Source organism: Arenicella xantha (assembly GCF_003315245.1).
GTDB classification, from domain to species: domain Bacteria; phylum Pseudomonadota; class Gammaproteobacteria; order Arenicellales; family Arenicellaceae; genus Arenicella; species Arenicella xantha.
The window spans coordinates 70,935-88,964 of sequence record NZ_QNRT01000005.1; the positions used below are offsets into that span (position 1 = coordinate 70,935).

The 18,030-nt window shown below is 48.7% G+C and carries 11 protein-coding genes; 6 read left to right on the forward strand and 5 right to left on the reverse strand.

Translation table 11 applies throughout. The features are described 5' to 3' along the window. The first annotated feature begins 2 nt into the window (after positions 1-2). Both DFR28_RS15675 and DFR28_RS15680 read left to right on the forward strand, forming a co-directional pair. Complete coding sequence (locus DFR28_RS15675) at positions 3-1,010, forward strand: cupin-like domain-containing protein (protein ID WP_425455482.1); 1,008 nt, start codon at positions 3-5, stop codon at positions 1,008-1,010. 34 nt (positions 1,011-1,044) lie between these two features. Next, entirely contained in the window at positions 1,045-2,535 is a 1,491-nt protein-coding gene (locus DFR28_RS15680; RefSeq protein ID WP_113955332.1) for a tryptophan halogenase family protein, read from the forward strand. Positions 2,536-2,574: 39 nt separating this feature from the next. Here DFR28_RS15680 and DFR28_RS15685 read toward each other — a convergent pair whose 3' ends face one another. The 4 genes from DFR28_RS15685 to DFR28_RS15700 form a co-directional block, all read right to left on the reverse strand. Continuing rightward, positions 2,575-3,243: a 2OG-Fe(II) oxygenase gene (locus tag DFR28_RS15685; protein ID WP_113955333.1), complete on the reverse strand. Its 669-nt coding sequence runs from the start codon at positions 3,241-3,243 to the stop codon at positions 2,575-2,577. A 205-nt stretch (positions 3,244-3,448) separates the two neighbouring features. Next, positions 3,449-4,186 carry a DIM/SIM/IMP family subclass B1 metallo-beta-lactamase gene (gene blaDIM / locus DFR28_RS15690; protein ID WP_113955334.1) on the reverse strand — a complete coding sequence of 246 codons (738 nt, stop codon included), beginning with the start codon at positions 4,184-4,186 and terminating at the stop codon, positions 3,449-3,451. A 57-nt stretch (positions 4,187-4,243) separates the two neighbouring features. Beyond that, the gene (locus tag DFR28_RS15695; protein ID WP_170132129.1) at positions 4,244-5,254 is read right to left on the reverse strand and encodes a cupin-like domain-containing protein; all 1,011 of its coding nucleotides are present in this window, start codon (positions 5,252-5,254) and stop codon (positions 4,244-4,246) included. A gap of 428 nt (positions 5,255-5,682) precedes the next feature. After that, a complete protein-coding gene (locus tag DFR28_RS15700) occupies positions 5,683-6,663 on the reverse strand; it encodes a glycosyl hydrolase family 28-related protein (RefSeq protein ID WP_113955336.1) in 981 nt (326 codons plus the stop codon). A gap of 562 nt (positions 6,664-7,225) precedes the next feature. Between DFR28_RS15700 and DFR28_RS15705 the strand changes: the two genes are divergently transcribed. Further along, on the forward strand, positions 7,226-8,620 hold the full coding sequence (locus tag DFR28_RS15705; protein WP_170132130.1) for a family 16 glycosylhydrolase: 1,395 nt from the start codon (positions 7,226-7,228) through the stop codon (positions 8,618-8,620). Positions 8,621-8,706: 86 nt separating this feature from the next. Here the strand turns inward: DFR28_RS15705 and DFR28_RS15710 are convergent, their stop codons facing one another. Continuing rightward, the gene (locus DFR28_RS15710; RefSeq protein WP_113955338.1) at positions 8,707-13,593 is read right to left on the reverse strand and encodes a di-heme oxidoredictase family protein; all 4,887 of its coding nucleotides are present in this window, start codon (positions 13,591-13,593) and stop codon (positions 8,707-8,709) included. Positions 13,594-14,250: 657 nt separating this feature from the next. On the opposite strand from DFR28_RS15710, the gene DFR28_RS15715 reads away from it, so the two are divergent. Genes DFR28_RS15715 through DFR28_RS15725 form a run of 3 tightly spaced genes read left to right on the forward strand, consistent with a single transcriptional unit; the run spans position 14,251 to position 18,013 of the window. Next, the gene (locus DFR28_RS15715) at positions 14,251-15,645 is read left to right on the forward strand and encodes an RICIN domain-containing protein (RefSeq protein WP_170132132.1); all 1,395 of its coding nucleotides are present in this window, start codon (positions 14,251-14,253) and stop codon (positions 15,643-15,645) included. Positions 15,646-15,657: 12 nt separating this feature from the next. After that, positions 15,658-17,049, forward strand: coding sequence for a right-handed parallel beta-helix repeat-containing protein (locus DFR28_RS15720; RefSeq protein ID WP_113955340.1), 1,392 nt, complete (start codon positions 15,658-15,660; stop codon positions 17,047-17,049). A 13-nt stretch (positions 17,050-17,062) separates the two neighbouring features. Continuing rightward, positions 17,063-18,013: a hypothetical protein gene (locus DFR28_RS15725; RefSeq protein ID WP_147251030.1), complete on the forward strand. Its 951-nt coding sequence runs from the start codon at positions 17,063-17,065 to the stop codon at positions 18,011-18,013. Positions 18,014-18,030 lie beyond the last annotated feature (17 nt).

An 18,030-nucleotide genomic window follows, 5' to 3' on the forward strand; every position in this document is an offset into this window, starting at 1 on the left:
CTATCATGACATCGCACAAGGCCATTCAGGAGATCGTATTTGAATCTGACTCGGCGTTACCGGAATGGTTATCAGGAGTCTCGCAACCAATTGTTTTACGAGGGCTTGTAAGACATTGGCCGATTGTTCAAGCCGGTCTCAGCTCGTCGCGTGCGGCAGCCGATTATCTACTTGGTTTTGATCAAAACCTACCATTAACCGTGTATCAAGCGGCGGCCGAGGCCGACGGGCGTATTTTCTATAATGACGATATGACCGGTTTTAATTTTGATCGGACTCGCCAGACCTTAAGCAAAGTGTTGGAGGCTTTGTTTGCGCTCGATGCTAGTCAGCCGATGCCAAGCTATTATGTGGGCTCTACCTTAATCGACCGCTGGTTGCCGGGGTTTCGGCAACACAATGACTTGTCGATGGGTAAGACTGAGCATCTAATGAGTCTCTGGTTGGGCAACCGCAGTCGCATCGCAGCGCATTACGATTTTCCCTGTAACATTGCGTGTTCCGTGGTTGGGCGTCGGCGCTTTACGCTGTTTGCTCCTGATCAGGCAGATAATTTATACATCGGTCCGCTGGACTTAACGCCATCAGGCCAACCGATTAGTTTGGTCGATGCTGCACAGCCCGATTTCGGTCGGTTTCCCAAATACCGCGCGGCATTGGAGTCATCGATTAGCGTTGAATTAGAACCTGGTGACGCATTGTATATTCCGAGTATGTGGTGGCATCAAGTTGAATCATTAGCGTCGTTTAATGTGTTGATCAATTATTGGTGGCGAACCACGCCGGCGTATATGGGCTCACCGCTAAACGCGTTGCAACTCGCGGTTTTAAGCTTGCGCGACTTACCTCCTGAGCAGCGCACTATCTGGCGAGATATTTTTGATCGGTACGTGTTCGAGCAAGGTGATGAAGATTGGCAGCACATACCTGAGCACGCGCGTGGAGTGTTGAAAGAGATCGACGAAGCAACAGCCAACAACATTCGAGCCCAACTACGCCGATTGTTGTAGTTGGTGATGTCGGTAAAACATAACGAGGTACACGGTGGAACACAAAAAAATTAATAAAGTCATTGTGGCCGGAGGCGGCACTGCCGGTTGGATGGCGGCGGCGTCGCTGGCCAAACTGTTGGGTAAGACTCTAGACATTTCGTTGATTGAGTCCGACGACATTCCCACGGTTGGGGTTGGCGAAGCCACCATACCCACTATGCTGACCTTGCATGAGTTGCTTGGGATAAACGAGCGTGAATTTGTGGCGGAGGTTAATGGTACCTTCAAGCTTGGCATCTCGTTTGAGAATTGGCGAGATGTGGATCAAGACTATATCCACTCGTTCGGCTTTACTGGCAAGGATTGCTGGGCGGCGGGATTTCAGCATTTTTGGTTGAAGGGACAGCAATTGGGGATCGCGAAAGACTTTGGTGAGTACTGTGGCGAGCTGATTGCTGCGCGCCAGAATAAATTTGCTGTGACTCCTAAGAATGGCTTGAATTATGCCTATCATATTGATGCTGGGCGCTACGCGGCTTATCTGCGGAAGCTCGCCGAACAACACGGTGCAAAACGTATTGAGGGGAAGATTGTCGAGGTTGGTCTGAATAGCGATAGCGGTGATATTGAATCACTCACGCTTGCCTCTGGCCAGGTAGTCGAAGGCGATCTATTTATTGATTGCAGTGGCTTTAGAGGTCTGTTGATAGAGCAAGCGTTGCACACAGGCTATGATGATTGGTCGCACTGGTTGCCGTGCGACAGTGCCATAGCGGTACAAACCGAATCACTTGCAGCACCGATTCCCTACACCCGTTCAATCGCGCGTGGAGCGGGCTGGCAGTGGCGTATTCCGTTGCAATCGAGAGTGGGTAATGGCTTGGTATTCTGTAGTCGTTATCTGTCGGACGATGATGCTAAGCAGCTTTTGCTCGACAACCTTGAAGGTGCGCCGATCAATGAGCCGCGTGTGATCAAGTTTAGAACCGGTACACGTCGTAAACATTGGAATAAAAATTGTATTGCACTCGGGCTTTCCAGCGGTTTTATTGAACCCTTGGAGTCCACCAGTATTCATTTAATTCAGCGTGGTATTACTCGGCTGATGCAAATGTTTCCCTACGATGGAATTCGAAAGCCTGATGTCGCCGAGTTTAATGCGCAAATGGATGCTGAAATCGTGAACATACGCGACTTCATCATTCTTCATTACCATGTAACTAATCGTGACGACACGCCGTTCTGGCGGTTTTGTCGCGCTATGGATATTCCTGATACATTGCGCCACCGTATTGAGCTGTTCAAGCAAACGGGGCGCGTGTTTAAAGGGCCAAACGAACTATTTGGGGAGAACTCTTGGACCCAAGTAATGTTGGGTCAGGGTTTGTTACCAGAGCAGTATCATCCGATCGTGAACATGATGAGCGACGACGAGTTGAGCGCGTTCCTACGCGGCATTGATCAGACCGTTACCAATCAGGTTCGTCAGTTACCGAGTCATCAACAGTTTATCGATCACTACTGTAAGTCGAGCGCAGGCTAAGGCTCTGCGCTTTAGTTTTACCGATAGTTTGGGGCGGTTCTAACGTGGTGGGTCGACGCGAGCTGCGGTCGAGGTGTTAACTCGGAACCAACCGGCAATCGAATAGCGGTCTGTCTGAGTGACCGTTACCTCATGCGGAAACTCCTCGCTAAGGAACAATGCAATGGTGCCGTACGTTGGGGCTACCTTTATGCCTTGTTGGTCATTGTCATCATTATAGATAACCAGTTCTCCGCCGGCGTCTGGAAGCCAGTCTTGATTTAGATAGACCGCGACCGACAGCACTCTATTATCGTCGCCTTTGAATGCATCTACATGGCGTTTGTAAAAATCACCTTTTGCGTAGTGTGCGAAATGACTCTCAAATGAGAACAGTCCGAGAAACAATCGGCGATTTAAAAATATACGCATCGCTTGCATCCAGTCTAACCAATTGCGACCAGCATCGGACTCGCCGGTGATCCAGCAGATCTCATCTCTGCGAACTGAGTCATCACGCGTAAATGCTTGGTCTCGACCAATGCCTGCTTGCTCGAATTTTGCCGAATCCATGTGCTTCAAGTGTAGCAATAGGCTCGCTGTTAGATCGTTCGGTAGCGCGCCATAATTGATGCTGTAACCATTGATTTGGAGATCTGTGGCGATTTGCGCAAATAGGGCTTCGTCATTCGCGGCCGACTGGCTGGTATTGCTCAATACGTCAAACATAAGACCTCAAAAGTCTGTGAGTTAACACAGATTGAAAACAAAAAAACAATACGCTGGACCGACAGATTGGTTTGCCGAAACCGAGGAGCGATCCACGTACTACACTTTTGCTAGTCTAATTTTCTATAGAGCAGGTATTCTGGCTGGTGCCGAGCGGTTAAGTCCTTGCTTATTTTCTATCTCGCTAGTCGACACGATTATAGAGCTAATTTGCCAGTTGGATAGTGTGTTTTAGCAAGTTTATGTCGCCAGCTTTACCATGTCCAGGCACTACCAGTTTAGCGTCTTGGTAGCGAGTTTTGACTCGATTGACGCTATTCGCCCATTGGTCTAACGCGGCCTCTCCCGTGTAGCCTAGGGTGTTAGCTTCAAGGCTGCGAATAAGGCATCCTCCGAATAATATTTTTGACTTTGGTAACCACACCACTACGTTGTCAGCAGTGTGCCCACCGCCTGGGTAATACGTTTCTAGCAGGCCATCGAGTACCGTTGCAGCGGGCACGTCGAGGGTATTATTGGCAGTTTCCTCACCTCGTTGCTCAAGGAAATGATTTGTTTGAGCTGATGCGTAGGTTGCTATATTGCGTTGATTTAGCCATTTGATACCGGCGGTGCGATCAGCGTGAGAATGTGTCGATATGCTGCCGGCCAAGTCAACGCCTTGTTGCGAGATCCAGTCGACAAGCTGTTGCGTGTCTGCCTCTGACCAAGGAGTGTCCACAATATACGCCATTTGTTCATGAACAACGACTAAGCCATTGGCGCTGACCAACCCAAATCCATCAACTTGTCGGTACGACTTATGAAGATACACGTTCTCTTCAAGTGCACTAATCTCGAATTCAGGAACGTCGTCGCCAGCGAGCGCATTGCTTGTGATAACTAAGCTTGCTGCAAGCAAATTGACGACAACGATGGTTATTAGCAGGGTTGGCAATCTCATTTTGGCGATCCGCTGTTTATCTATTTACTCTGAGTGCTGGTAGGTTAACGTAGGCCGTTAATTAAGTCGAGATTTGAGAAACGCGAAGACTTGTTGACGTTGTTCAGGTGAGAGTCGAGTGATTACATCCATGACATCGTTGGGCAGATGTTCGGCTGGGTCACCGGTCGTATGAAATACGAAATAGTCAAACAAATGGCGCCAGGCATGGCGCTGGTCAGTGTCGAGCTGGGCAATTGATAACATGCTGTGCATCAAGCTGTTGTTGGGCGATACCCCATGCTCAGCGATTCCTCCCCACCAATAGTTGATTAGCACATTAAATGGATCCAAGGATTCAACGGCATGCCACCAAGGTGTTGGAATGTAGATAACGTCACCAGGTTCAAGGGTTGCATGCACGGCGGCTTTCAGTGCTTTTTCAAACAGCGGGAACCGGCTCATATCGGGGTTGCGTAGATCAACTAAGCTAGTAGGCACGCCGCCCGGTGAGTCTAACATTGGACCGACGTATAGGTTGGCAACTTGTTCAGGTGGAAACAAAGTGAATTTGCGACGTCCGCTGACGACTGCCGCCAAATTGAAATTAACATCGTAGTGTGGCGCTACCATGGCGCGATTGCCGAGCCACATAGTGGGTTCAACGGAAGCATCGAGTAGTGGCAAGGCATGACGTTCGACGAAACCTGACAAGGTGGTTTTAACCGGAGCCGCTTGCACCGCAACAGCATGTGGGTTTGCCACCTGTGTTAACGCCAGCAGTTGATCGACGCTGTTAGATAAATTTGCTTGGCGTCGTTCGAAATTGACGCCATTAAATTTTTTGTCGTAGGAAAACCCACCGTTAATATCCGGCGCGCCAACAATGGTATACACCGCTTGCCCGCTGTCTAGGGATTTCAGATAGTTCGCCACGGCCGGCGCGCCGCTATGGCTGGCTTGTACTATTGGCCAATCACCAACCAAACCGCGAAACAGCGCGGGCTTATTGAGCGGTATTATCTCGCTGTGAAATTGCGAGTGTGTCACATTGTGCCATTCTGGCACTGTGCAAATAGGTTGCTTCATTAGGTTGTATCGTCTCGGTTGACTAGCCAAGTATCGATCTGGCATCCCGTAGATTTGATTACATGCTATTAGAATACTTCTTAGAGATCATTCGGGCTTATTTAGAGTGGCAGTCAAACTATAAAAGTTTTCTGTCAGTGGTTTACTGATGCATGTGGTAGAGTGTGAGTCAGGTGCCGCCGTGATCATAGCATGCTGTCAGTACAATGATTGTCTCGTAGCGCCAGTGTAAGTTATAACTTAGTGGGTATATTTAGACCTTAAGCTATGCTACTAGTAAATGGTTTAAATTATTAAGCCGACTGTTTAGTACACACACTTATCGGTACATGGTCCTGTCGTGCTTTAAACTCAGACCCTTTGTTTTAGTTGGGCCTGAGTTTAATTTGTGAACGTCAAATTTAGGTTGCGTGAACCCTATCTAGCGCTTACGGAGCCGCAACGCACGAATTGTTTAGCTCCGCTGTATCGGATGTTGTTGCCAGACACGTCGCTGTTCCTGGATCTGATACGGTACCCCTTATTATCGAGTGATAGGCTTTAAAAGTGCCGCTGCCTGTATTGTTGACATCATATAGGTCACTATTGACCACCTCAACACTATTAAAAGCACCGCTCTTGACCACTACATCTCCTACGAGACTAGTGTTCCTAACATAATAACTAACGGTCAATTGTGGGTTTGCAGATAAGTCATCTGCGAAGATCGCATAAGCATTATTGTCTCCATACACTGTCACTGTGGAGTTATAGAGTCCAACAGCGGTTCCTCCAGCCGTACCAAAAATGCCGATGTTATTAACGCTATTAGGTCTGCCTCCAATTGTAATTGAACTATCGGTAACGGAAACGCTTCCGCCTGCTGAGTAAATGCCAGTATTGTTTATACCCATCGTGACCGATAGCGCAACGTTTTTTAATATAACCCCGCCGCCAGTTAGATCAGAGTTACAAATGCCTACCACCGACTCATTTCCCACAGCGCGATGTACTAGTGAAAGGTCAGATATGCGATATGTATAGAATTCGTTAATAGTCACCATTGCTCTTCCACCACAACTAGGGCCAGCACTGGAGGCTCGTTGTCCGAATAGAGTTGTAACACCTTGGCCACTGCCAACTAAGGATACATAAGATTTGGGAATCAATGTTCTTTGTAAAGAATACTCGCCGGGAGCAATGAACACTATATAGGGGTTTGACTTTGATGCATCATCAATAGAGTCGATTGCGGCTTGGACTTGAGTAAAGTCACCGCCCTTCGGAGCGACAGTAATCACATTGTGAACCGAGTCTATGTCTGTGCCTAACGGTATGACGACTACCTTGTTGTGTGCGTCAACCAGAAGTGTTGTTAGAAGAAAAGCAGCGGTTATTAAAAATAATAACGAGCGTTTTAGTATGTCCATATCTGAGTTTATAAAATAACCTATGAGAGTGAAAACTTTAACATACAAAAGTAAGCTTTTAAATGTACTAGAGCCTACATTCACTTTCTATTGTGATGAGCGTCAAGATGCCACAAATTTATTGGTTTGATGGTTTTAGAAGGTTCTTCAGCTTCGCTGAGGGTGACTAGCAGAAGCTTGAATCAATGTGTAACGAACGAGTAGAGGTGGTTAACGTCAATTGCATTGAGACTAATTTTGTTGAGCTCTTGATGATGGATGTTATTTATTCAACGGCTATATGCATACTGCCTTATCCAGAACCGATTTAAGAGTGTATTAATTGATGAATGCAACGTAACTTGGTCGAGCCCTAGTTAGGTCGAACTTATAGTTCATGCTCGGCGAAGACAGAAGCGATACCTATTCGTTTTTTACTGCGGAGCTTGATGATTCAATTTACATTTCACCGACCAAGGTGGCGGGTTTTGGAATGCTGTCGGCTGGGCCGTAAAAGCAAATTCTATGAAATTTTGCTTGAGTATTACGCTATTCACAATTACATATTCAACAGGAGTCAATGATGACGCAGCGTTTTGCTATTTTCAATTTAGTCACTTTTATAAGTGTGTTCCTAATTTTTGGTTATCAAATCCCAACATGGGCGGCGGCGAGTAACTATCCGGTGGCCTGGGCGCTGAACGTTGGGGGCGAGGCGTACACTGGCGAAGACGGTATTGAATATCGGGCGGATGACACCGATGCGAGCAAGGTTGGAAACATTTCGATTGTGCAAGGAGCGCAAGATCAGACGGTGTTGCGCTCTTATCGTCGTGGGATGTTCACTTTGAATCAGCCGCTAGAAAATGGCTTGTATACCGTGACTCTATTATTTGCCGAACCGGAGGATTTGGCGATTGGTGACCGTCGCTTTGATGTAAAGATTCAAGATGTGTTGGCCTTACAGAATTTTGACATTGTTCAAGCTCGTGGTGGTAACTCTCGAGCGGCGGTTATTCGGTCGGTGCCGAATGTGGCGGTGAAGCACGGTGTATTAGCCGTGACACTTGAATCGATTCAAGGCGAACCGGTGCTGAATGGGATCGTGGTGCGGCCCGCGTACGTCGCTGCTGACGATTGGACCTTGGTATGGGGCGATGAATTTGATTACCTTGGTGCGCCGGATCCGCAAAAATGGTCGTATGACCTGTGGCCAGCAGGCAAGGTGAACCAAGAACTGCAGGCTTATACTGATCAGACTAAAAATGTACGAGTTGAGAATGGTCGCTTAATAATTCAAGCCCACAAGGAAGCGGTTGATCAACCGTCGGCGAATCAGCCACAGTACACTTCTGGCCGTATCCATTCGGCTAACAAAGGAGATATCTTATATGGTCGTGTTGAGGTAAAAGCTAAATTGCCGGCTGGACAAGGGACCTGGCCGGCGATTTGGATGCTCCCAACGGATGCCTTTCGGTACGCAACAAGTTGTGGCCCCAAGGCTGAATGGCAAGGTAGCGATCGATGTGATGCGTGGCCGAATTCGGGCGAGATCGATATTATGGAACATGTGGGCTACGACATGAATCGAGTACACGGAACGGTGCATACCAAAGCGTATTATTGGGTTAACGGCGAGCAACGCCAGGCTACGGTTGAAGCGGAGTCGGTAGCTCAACGTTTTCATCTTTATGCACTTGAATGGTCGCCTCAGCGCCTGGATATTTTTTATGATGAGCAACTTTACTTCACGTATTTAAATCAAGATGAAGGCTGGCAGGCTTGGCCGTTTGATCATCCGTTCCACGTGATCTTAAACTTGGCCGTTGGCGGTAATTGGGGCGCAGCCGGTGGGCCGGTCGATAATTCGGTTATGCCCGCCACGTTGGAAGTGGATTATGTGCGGTTTTATAAACCCAAAGCTCAAGAGAAACTCAACGTTAGCGAGGCGCTAAAAGCCCCGGCGAATGTTAAGTAATACTAGCGTGGGGTTTGAAGATGGCTGACACAGAAGAAACAAAACCTTGTGGGTTTCTCCACAAGGCTTTGTTGAGTTATTAATGACTATAAAGACTCAAGGAATCGTAACATTGCGTTCTTATCGCTTTGAGAGAGGCCTTGGTAGTTTAGTTTGGCGTTCCTAGCCTCGCCATCGTGCCATAGAATGGCCTCTTCAATCGAGCGAGCTCGGCCGTCATGCAAATACGCATGATGCGGTGTACAGACTTCCCCGCCTTCTAAGCCAGTTACATTGCTCACGCCGCCAGTGACGCATGCGGCCAGACCTAAACCCCACAACGGAGTAGTTCGCCATTCACGCCCACTGGCATCGCCCTCGCCTAAGTTGTCAGCCAGACCATCCCCCATGTCGTGTAATAACAGGTCGGAATACGGGTGGATAACTTGGTCGCGGGCTTCCGCTAACGGATGAAACTCGCTAGTTTGCAGGCTTGGCGTATGACAGCCAGCGCAGCCGGATTGGGTAAATAGTGATTTGCCGTTAACGATAGTTTGGTCTTCGTTGCCGCTTTCCCAACCACGTTGTGGACGTACGCCTAAGCCGGTTAAGTAAGTTACCATTTTGTCGACGTGTTGCTCCGCTAATATAGGACTATTGTTGTTACAGCCGCTTTGCGCTGCGCCACAGTCCAAGTTCGGAAGCAGTTGCGTACGGACTCCCATATCAGTATTTAATGCAGCCGAGACTTGGTGATGCAAACTAGTGGTGGCGGCTTTCCAGCCAAACCGTCCGAGTCGAGTGAGTTGAGGGTTTGCCGGGTCGATAATCCGGTTGGCGCGCCCGGAAATTCCATCACCATCAATGTCGTTAGGATCTTCTTGTGCCAAAATAGTCGTTTCTGGAATCGCTTCTAATAAGCCTAGGCCAACTAATCGCGGTGCGATTCGGGCAGAAAATCGCTGCGGTGCGCCATTACTAAATTGGTAGGTCGGTGCGCGCAAGCCGTCGGCCAACTCACTCCAAAAGGCAATCGATACATCGCCCTCACCGCCACCATTGACTTGCTTGGGTTGCAGCACGCGACCAAACTCTGGGTGTGGCTGGCCATCGGCGCCAGCTACCTTAAAAACCCAGCGGTCTAATAGCTCGTTATTATTGGCTACTGGTGCGCTACCATTGCGTTCGTGGCATCCAGAGCAACGTTGATTGATATAAGCTTGTGATCCGACTAGATTGACAACCTCGCTTAGCACGCCGTTCTCGGGGTCTTCGTCATGCGTGCCGTCGATAAAGGATGAATGTATTAGACGTCGACCTTCAAGAAATTTTTGTCCATTTAAATAGCCTAGATTAGTCGCCATTTGCATAAAATGGTCGTTAGGCTCATCGGTGTACTGATAGTGAATAGTGGTGTTGCCGCCGAGCCAATACGACTCTGGTATTTCGCGACTGTCTTCCTGAAAGTCGGCTGCGCCTTGCACAAACTCGCCAGCATTTTCGGTATACCATGGCACGACGCCTTTGCCGACGATGTAGAGATAAGTGGTGCCATAGTAGTTGGCTTGGCCACGCGGGATATCACCTCGGCTGAATTGGCTGATCTCAAATTCGAGGCGATCGCCTAGCTGGATCTCGCGATTGTATTGGCGATTGAGATTGTCTGACTTGGTATAGTTCCAGTAAGTTCCATCAAAACCGACAAATTCCATGCCCATGCCGCCGTGGTACTCAGCCACAGTATTGCGACCAAGATACCACCAACGGTTTTCAGCCTCGCTATCGTTCAACGGCCATAGCGTGCGTACGTTCATTACGATGCTGTCGCCGCCTTTGGCGACGTAATCGATAATTTCAATATTGCTAGCGCGGTGCTCAAAGTAAAACTTGATGTAATGATCGTAGGATTGATATTGGTCTTCACGCGCGTGACGTGTGCGAGGTCGATCAGAGAATCGCGTTACTAGCGCATCACCGCGATCATATTGGGTGTCGGGTTCGAGTGCAGTATTTGCGTTAAACAAGGGCGTGATATCGCCGGTCGAGGTCGGTATTGGGCAGCCGATAACGTCGACTTGCGTTGTTGGCGGTGTGTTGGGGCAGTTGTCTTGTGAATCCGCAACACCATCGCCATCGCTGTCTGCCGCCGAATTGGCTGGGCTTCCCATCACCTGCATTTCGAAGATTGAATAGCCCCAATCGTTACCTTGGCTGCGCGTTTGACCAAGCATTCTTACGTAGCGAGCAAGGCCGGCAACCGTACGCGTATCTGTGCGCGCACCAAATGCTCCATTGCTGAGGCTAAACAAGGTAGTCCAGTTGCTGCCGTCGAGCGAACCTTGCACGCTGTAACTGGCAGCGTTAGCCGCTTCCCAATCAATGCTCACGGCAGATAAATTAAACGTTTGTCCGAGGTCGACCGATAGCCATGTAGGGTCAACACTATGGCTGGATTCCCAGCGGGTAGCTAGGTCGCCATCGAATGCTAAGCTCGCTGATTGCAGAGCACTGGATGCCGTAGCCGGTTGTTGTAGGGCTATATTGGTATCGATAGGATTGTTGGTGTTGTGTGTGTATGTTGCTGCGGCTGTGTCGACGACTTGATTACTGCTTGGGTCAAGGTAGGTAAACCAGTACGTCAACTGATCGTTGTCCACCAGGTTATGAACTTGGAACGTGTTGCGATCATTAGCTTGAGTCATACGATGGTTCTGTTGCGCGCCGCCATTTTTGCTGTAGTGCACGTCGGCCCATCCGGATGTCGCCACATAGAATTCTAAGGTGGTGTTGTTGAGTTTGTTGGCTCCGAATGGATTGCTTTGTGAAATTGGGCAGCCGCTGGCGTCAACGGCGACGCCGTTTGGCGTATTAGCACAGAGGTCAATGGAATCTAAAATACCATCGCCATCACTGTCGACGGCTTGTTGCTCACGGAGCGTGAACTCGAGCCAATTCAGGTTAAGTCCGCCGCCGGTAATGTCAACTCGCACGGTGTAACTACCCGCTAAGCTAATAGAAACTAGGCCGAGATCAAGGGTTTCGTAGGTTTGCCATCCGCCGGTATAGTCGACGTTGATAGCACCGATGCTGCTGCCGTTGAGGCTGACTGACAAGGCCGGTCCACTGCTTTGTTGGGTTGCAACCCGGGCTAATAAGTCGTAGTCGCCGGCGCCAAGCTGAACGTTATATTCGAGCCATTCTCCGGTCGCGGTCCAGCCGACATTATAGGCGCCGCTGTTGTCTCCCGTGATTTCTATATCGACATCGTCAGTACGAGCTTCGCCGCCAATATTGCCGAGCGTGGAGTCAGAGTAATTAATATAGTCCTGAGCCTGAATGCGCTTAGTCTCGGGAGCAATGATGATGACTTCGCAGCCATTGTTGTCAACCGTTGCGCCCGTTGGCGTATTTGGGCAAGCGTCGTCGGCATCGACTACCCCGTCGCCGTCGCTATCTAGTGGTGCGCTACCGCCGCCGGTATAGAAAATATTGTCGATCGCGTACTCAAACGGACCATCCGGTAAATTGCTAGCATCACTAGAAATCGCAAATAGGTACTGTAATGATTGAATGGCAATTAGATCGCCACGAAGATCTGCCATGGGAATCGAGACTTGGCCCCAGCTACCATCTCTGGTCAGGCCATACTTAGTTTCGAGTGCGGGAAATGTTACCCAGTTCTCATTGCTATACGTGTCGGTAACGCCAATGCGGAATGAAACGTCGGCGGGGATTTGTATGTTGAATGTTAGTTCGCCGTCTGCGAAGTTAGTGAGATTACGTGCTTGATTGGATTGCACGCCGCCGCCGAACCAGGTGTTGGCGCCGTCGTAACTCCAAGCGATTACATTGTCGCCCTCATACGGTAATGTGGCTCCGTCGCTGCTAGTCGGATCCCATAGAAAGATGCTTGAGCTTACCCCAGCTTCGAGCTTGTTGGTGGTTGGCGTAGTGTCGGTAAATACCCCAAAGGTGCCGGTTTCGGGTGATGTTTGGTCGCCAACTAATACTTCGCCAAAACCGTTATATTGATAAACTCGAATATAGTCAACGAGCATATTTCCGTTGTCCGGCGCAGTGATTTGCGAGGCGTTTAAGGCGTCAGTAAAGTTGCCTCCAATCGCTAAATTCATCAATAAGAAAAACGGCTCGCGAAATGGACCGTCGGCATCGACAGGTTGTGGAGTATCGTAAAGATCGTACTCAATTCCGTTATCTTCGACTGTGAAGCGAATTGAATCCGGGGTCCAGTAAGTTCGATAGATCACAAAGCGATTGCTCAGCGGGGTAGCCGACACATGGGCGTTGTCTGTCTGCCATGCGGAGCTAGCCGCACAGGTTTCGTTTCCCGGCACACAGGCCGCTGCGTCGTATTTAATGAGGTTGGCGCCAGTGAAATGATTAATTGGCGGTGCATCAACGCGGCTATCGTCGCTCGGGTCGTCGTTAAATGCATACCACTCTAAGCGGCCCGCTTGCCGATGGCCCATTTCCATCATGTCGATCTCACCTTTGTTTGGCCAAGGCAAAGTCGATGTGCCGAGCATCCATACTGCTGGCCAATAGCCGGTGTCAAGATCCGGTACTTGCAGCCGGAACTCGATCATTCCGTAGCGTACTGCCAGTTTGCGATCCGAGAGTACTTTGCCTGAGGTGATTTGCCCTCCATTCGGATGGCGTGCTTGTAACTGTAATGCATGATTACTGCTTTGCCCTGGCGATGGTTGGCCAGATGTAATGGCGGTTATAGAGACATTGGCAGCCTCGTATGACTGTAACTCGGCATTGCCCCAACCGCATAAACCTTGATCACAACCATCACCAACATCTACGGTCCATATGTCGTTGTTGAGAGTGTCGAAATTGTCTTGCCAGATTAAGTCGCCAACTTGAGCGCTGACCGTTTGTGTGAAATTAAACGATATCAAACATAAGAGTGATACCCGCAGTGCGAGGGTCCATCGGTCTGCGATGAATCTTGTGTGGTGGCTCATTGAATGTGCTCCATTGCTTTGATCTATTTGATGAGCTGGCGGTGCATTGAGTCTTGCTTAGGCCAATCGCTCAGGGTTGAGTTCTGGAGTGGTTAAGCGCTAGCAAATTGCAGTGCTAAAACCAAATCATCCGAATAGGGTCGTTTGATTTGTCTCCTTACCGGTGAGTAATGCTGATTACTCAAATTGGTAAATCAACTCGGTTGATCCATTGGTGCGTCATAGGTTCGAGCCAAGTAATTTACAATGTCACATTACTTGTAGTTATTGTTGATAGTCGACCAAGTAATGTCGTTTGCGGTAATTTGGACGTTGTTTAGCCTTTCAACTGGTGTGCTTTGCAACAGAAAAATAGGCTTATCTAGTTGAATAGATGAGAATAAGTGTGGTTTACATGACATCTTAATTGATTAGCAGATCCCCAATGTTGATGAAAATACGATTGAGCCGATAGAAGGTAATTCTTGCAAAAAAGCGGGCAGCGCGTGTCAGATGAAGGGGTTCAGTCATGGCATTAAGTAGGCGATTCCGTCTCGCATTCGACACATGGCTATTTGGCCTGTTGCTGGTTATATGTCAAATAGCCTATGGTGCACTATTGGTGGTTGGCGTGGTACCTATGACCGCCTATATTCCTACACCACATCGAGAAAAAGAATGAATCCTACATCCAAATTAAAATTTGCATCGGCACTGTTATTAACAGCGTTATTGAGTGCGTGTACGGTAGACGATACTGGCTTAATACCCCCAGATATTGAAGGCAATGTCTACAATACGAATTGTCGCGTTGTTATTGACCATAGAGACCCAGATACCGGAGCTCCCCGGAGCACCATCTTGCTTGAGACTCAGCAAGTTTGCAGCAACGGCGCACCGAATATTGAGTTGCTTGATGACGCATGTGCGACCTTGGTGCGCATCAATATGGAAAACTTTGAAATGATGTACCCTGGCTATGCCGGTGATCCCTATTTCGAAGTGGTGGACTCGACCAGAGTGGAGTCTGAAACATGCCAGTTATCACCGTGGACTGACGAAGGTGATGGAGAAGTTCTTAGCAGAACCGATATGTTAGTGGATACAGCCGCAGATTTGAGTCTGCTAAACGATGATACAGGGCAGTTACTCGGTAAGAACTCGATCACCAATTCATTAGCGGTGTTGGTCGACTCTGAGATCCAAGTTGGTGCTAAATTTGCGAAATGGCGCTACGCCGATACCACGGCACAAGGCGAGATTGATTACGATCGTTTCAATTGTAACGCCGCTGGCGAATGCGACATAGTGTTGCGCAGTATCACATTGCAGTTTGCTGACTTTACTATTGTACGACCAACCGTGTTTGCACGTGATGTGCCGGTTCGTGATGCACGTCTTTACTCAATAAAGAACTATGCCACGCGTACAGACAGTGCCGGCCGGTTCACGATTGGCGATGTTGATGCGATTGTCAGTAGTGTAATTGATGGTGAAAAGATAAATTTATTGAATACTCAAGGACTTACCATTGAGGGTCAGTTTGCCGATAATTTACATGGACAAAGCCACGCAGCTTTAATGCTGAACTTAAGTATTAAAGACCAGAATGAGCAGTACTCGGTAAGTGCTAAAGCTAAGTTCCAGACGCATAAGTTTCCGACTAAGTTGGCAAATGGCAAAGATGGCAGCTTGTGTTTAACCGACGGGCCGAAAACAATCTATCGAGAAGCGCGTGTGGCCGACTGTAGTTACAAGAAGCCGCATCAAGTGTGGTCATTCGAGCTAAAGGGGCGGTATCTGCGAATTCGGCAGCCGTTCACCAACATGTGCTTGAATGTGAAAAGCGCGAGCGAGAATTACGACGGTGGCATAGTCAGTATTGTTAACTGCTCAGACCATTGGGATCAACTGTGGGCTGTCGACAACGACTTTAACGTGATCAATCTACACACGCAAAAATGCCTTGATGTTGGCGGTAACAAAAATCGCAATGAAGACGATCTAGTTACCATTAATGCTTGCAACAGCAAAATAAGTACTCAAGATTGGGCCGTGCGCCGGCCTAGTTAACCGGACTGACTAATGGATACTGACAATCAATGTTTTAGCGTTGCACGTAAGTGGACCGTATTGCAGGGACTATTTCTTGCAGGACTATTTATAGCAAGTGTTCTGGCGACAAGCCTAAGTGCTCGGGCCGCGACGATTTATGTGGTCGCGTTACCCGGTGCGCCGGGTTGTGACCTAGTGGATGCGGTGAACTCAGCGAATTCAGATTCGGCCGTTGGCGGTTGTGTCGCAGGTACTGATGGGCTGGATACGATTATATTCTCGCCCTTTTTTAGCCGTTATGAACTGACTAACATGGTGTTTAGTCATCCAATTCGAGGTAGTTCGGCGACGCCTGAAATTGCGTCGGAAATTCGTATTATCGGCTTAGGCGAAGAGCCGTTGGAGATTGTACGTTCTCAAAGCGCTGATTGGATTCGTTTGTTTACCGTGGGATTTAGTGGCGATTTACGCTTAGAGAATCTATCGCTGCAGAATTGGCGGCAAAGCGATGGGTATGATGGTGGCACTATTCGTGTGGCTGGTAAACTGTCGATGGACAATGTAGAAGTCACCGACAGTGTCGCTACTTATGGCGGCGGCATTTCTGTCCAAACTGGTGAAGCGCTGATTCGTAATAGCCTAATACGCGACAGTGCCGCTGGGGACTCCGGAGGAGGCATTGCGGTTGCTTCGCCCGCTCGATTAACTATTTTCGATTCGACCATCTCTCACAATACGGCTCAATTTGGTGGTGGAGTTGCGATGATCCAAGCGCCAGGCACCGCGCTGTCCTTGTTTAATACGACGCTTACCGAAAATTCAGCTCGTTATGGTGGTGGACTCGAGTTGTATACGCCGTTTGTTGAAGGGGCAAGCGAAGGGAGTTCAGTTATTATTCGAAACAGCATTATCTCGGGCAATACTGCAGATAATCAAGCAGAAGTTAGGTTTATAGACCCTGATGACGCAGAGTTAATGGATGTGTCTAACAACCTATTGGGTGCCAGCGCGCATAGCTATGCTGAGGCGGTGAATAGCGCGTTGTTTCTTGTCAATGATAACCAAGCACTTACTAGTGACTATGGTAATACTGACCTCAGATCGATAATCGGGCCATTGCAGAATAATGGTGGGAAGACCATGACGCACGCGTTGGTTGCCAATAGTCCTGCGATTGATGCGGGCCTACCATTTAGAGTGAGCATTGGCTTCCCCTTCGCCATCATTTACTATCATGCAGGATGTCGTGGTACTGACAGTGCGTTGGCACTTAGTCTCGGTGACTATCGGCCGGATCAGCGTGGTGTTGAACGCCCCTTGGGGACTGAATGTGATATCGGCGCTTATGAATACATGCCACCGGATGATGCGTGCTACGTTGTCAAAGCAAGCAACAATAACGTCTTAACATTTTGCTTATAACGGGAGCGAATCAATGAAAAATCTTAGTCTATGTGTGCTCATGACGAGCGCCCTAGTGGCCGGCTGCGGATCAGACTCTAATCAGGCTGCTACTGGCACGGCTAATGGTGGTTCGAGTAGCCAGCAAAGTGCTAATCAGGCAGCAACGGCACAGTCATCTTCAGTTAAGCCTAATTCCGTGCCGTGGACAGGGGTTGCTAGCGGCTATGTCAGTAATGGCGATCCGAGCAATGATCGTGTTGAACTGTTTGTTCGCTTTGGGGAAATACTGGGCGCGACCACTGTGTATCGGCGTCGAGCCGAAGGGTTTCGGCCTAGCACCGCGCCGACCTCAGAGCAGATGTCAGCGCAAGCAGCTTATGTTGGTTCGGCCATCGATGAGCCGCTATTAAGCGCTAGTGCGGCGATTGCACCGGTAATCCAAACAAAGATGCAGGAAGTAAACCAAGTGTTTGCGATACATGATTTGTTACTCGAACTTAAACAAGAGCAGCAGCTACAGAACCTGCTCAATCAAGATAGATCGCAGCGTGATGTGCAACAACAAGCCAGACAGAAAGTGTTCGACTTACAAAGTCGGCTCTACATGGCGATTACTGCATTTTTTCCTTCACGGCATGAGTTTATGCTTGCCTCGTCGGCGTTGATTCGTGAAGCTGGAGACAAAATGGCCATAGCCGTCTCTGGTGATGGTGTGATAATTGATGTCGATTTGCTGCAAGAAGCGTATGCGCTGATCGATCTTTCAGTAAAACTCGATCCGAAAAACGTTGCGTTCTGCGATTCGCAAAGACTTCCAATGCGTGATCATAAAAGAGCTATTGACGACCTTTTGAACGCAATCGTGCCGTTACAGCTTGGAGAAAAAATCAACGTAACGGCAACCGATGCTTATGCCTTAGCTGCAAAGGCTCAGGTGATTGGTGAGGGGTTTCCGCAAAAAGACACTAATCAGTGCGGTTAGTAACTAATCGCGAGTGC

Excerpts from the sequence above, each read along its gene's own strand:
- blaDIM (WP_113955334.1), bottom strand. The coding sequence starts at position 4,186 with ATGAGATTGCCAACCCTGCTAATAACCATCGTTGTCGTCAATTTGCTT.
- DFR28_RS15715 (WP_170132132.1), top strand. The coding sequence starts at position 14,251 with ATGAATCCTACATCCAAATTAAAATTTGCATCGGCACTGTTATTAACA.
- DFR28_RS15705 (WP_170132130.1), top strand. The coding sequence starts at position 7,226 with ATGACGCAGCGTTTTGCTATTTTCAATTTAGTCACTTTTATAAGTGTG.
- DFR28_RS15720 (WP_113955340.1), top strand. The coding sequence starts at position 15,658 with ATGGATACTGACAATCAATGTTTTAGCGTTGCACGTAAGTGGACCGTA.
- DFR28_RS15710 (WP_113955338.1), bottom strand. The coding sequence starts at position 13,593 with ATGAGCCACCACACAAGATTCATCGCAGACCGATGGACCCTCGCACTG.
- DFR28_RS15725 (WP_147251030.1), top strand. The coding sequence starts at position 17,063 with ATGAAAAATCTTAGTCTATGTGTGCTCATGACGAGCGCCCTAGTGGCC.
- DFR28_RS15695 (WP_170132129.1), bottom strand. The coding sequence starts at position 5,254 with ATGAAGCAACCTATTTGCACAGTGCCAGAATGGCACAATGTGACACAC.
- DFR28_RS15700 (WP_113955336.1), bottom strand. The coding sequence starts at position 6,663 with ATGGACATACTAAAACGCTCGTTATTATTTTTAATAACCGCTGCTTTT.
- DFR28_RS15685 (WP_113955333.1), bottom strand. The coding sequence starts at position 3,243 with ATGTTTGACGTATTGAGCAATACCAGCCAGTCGGCCGCGAATGACGAA.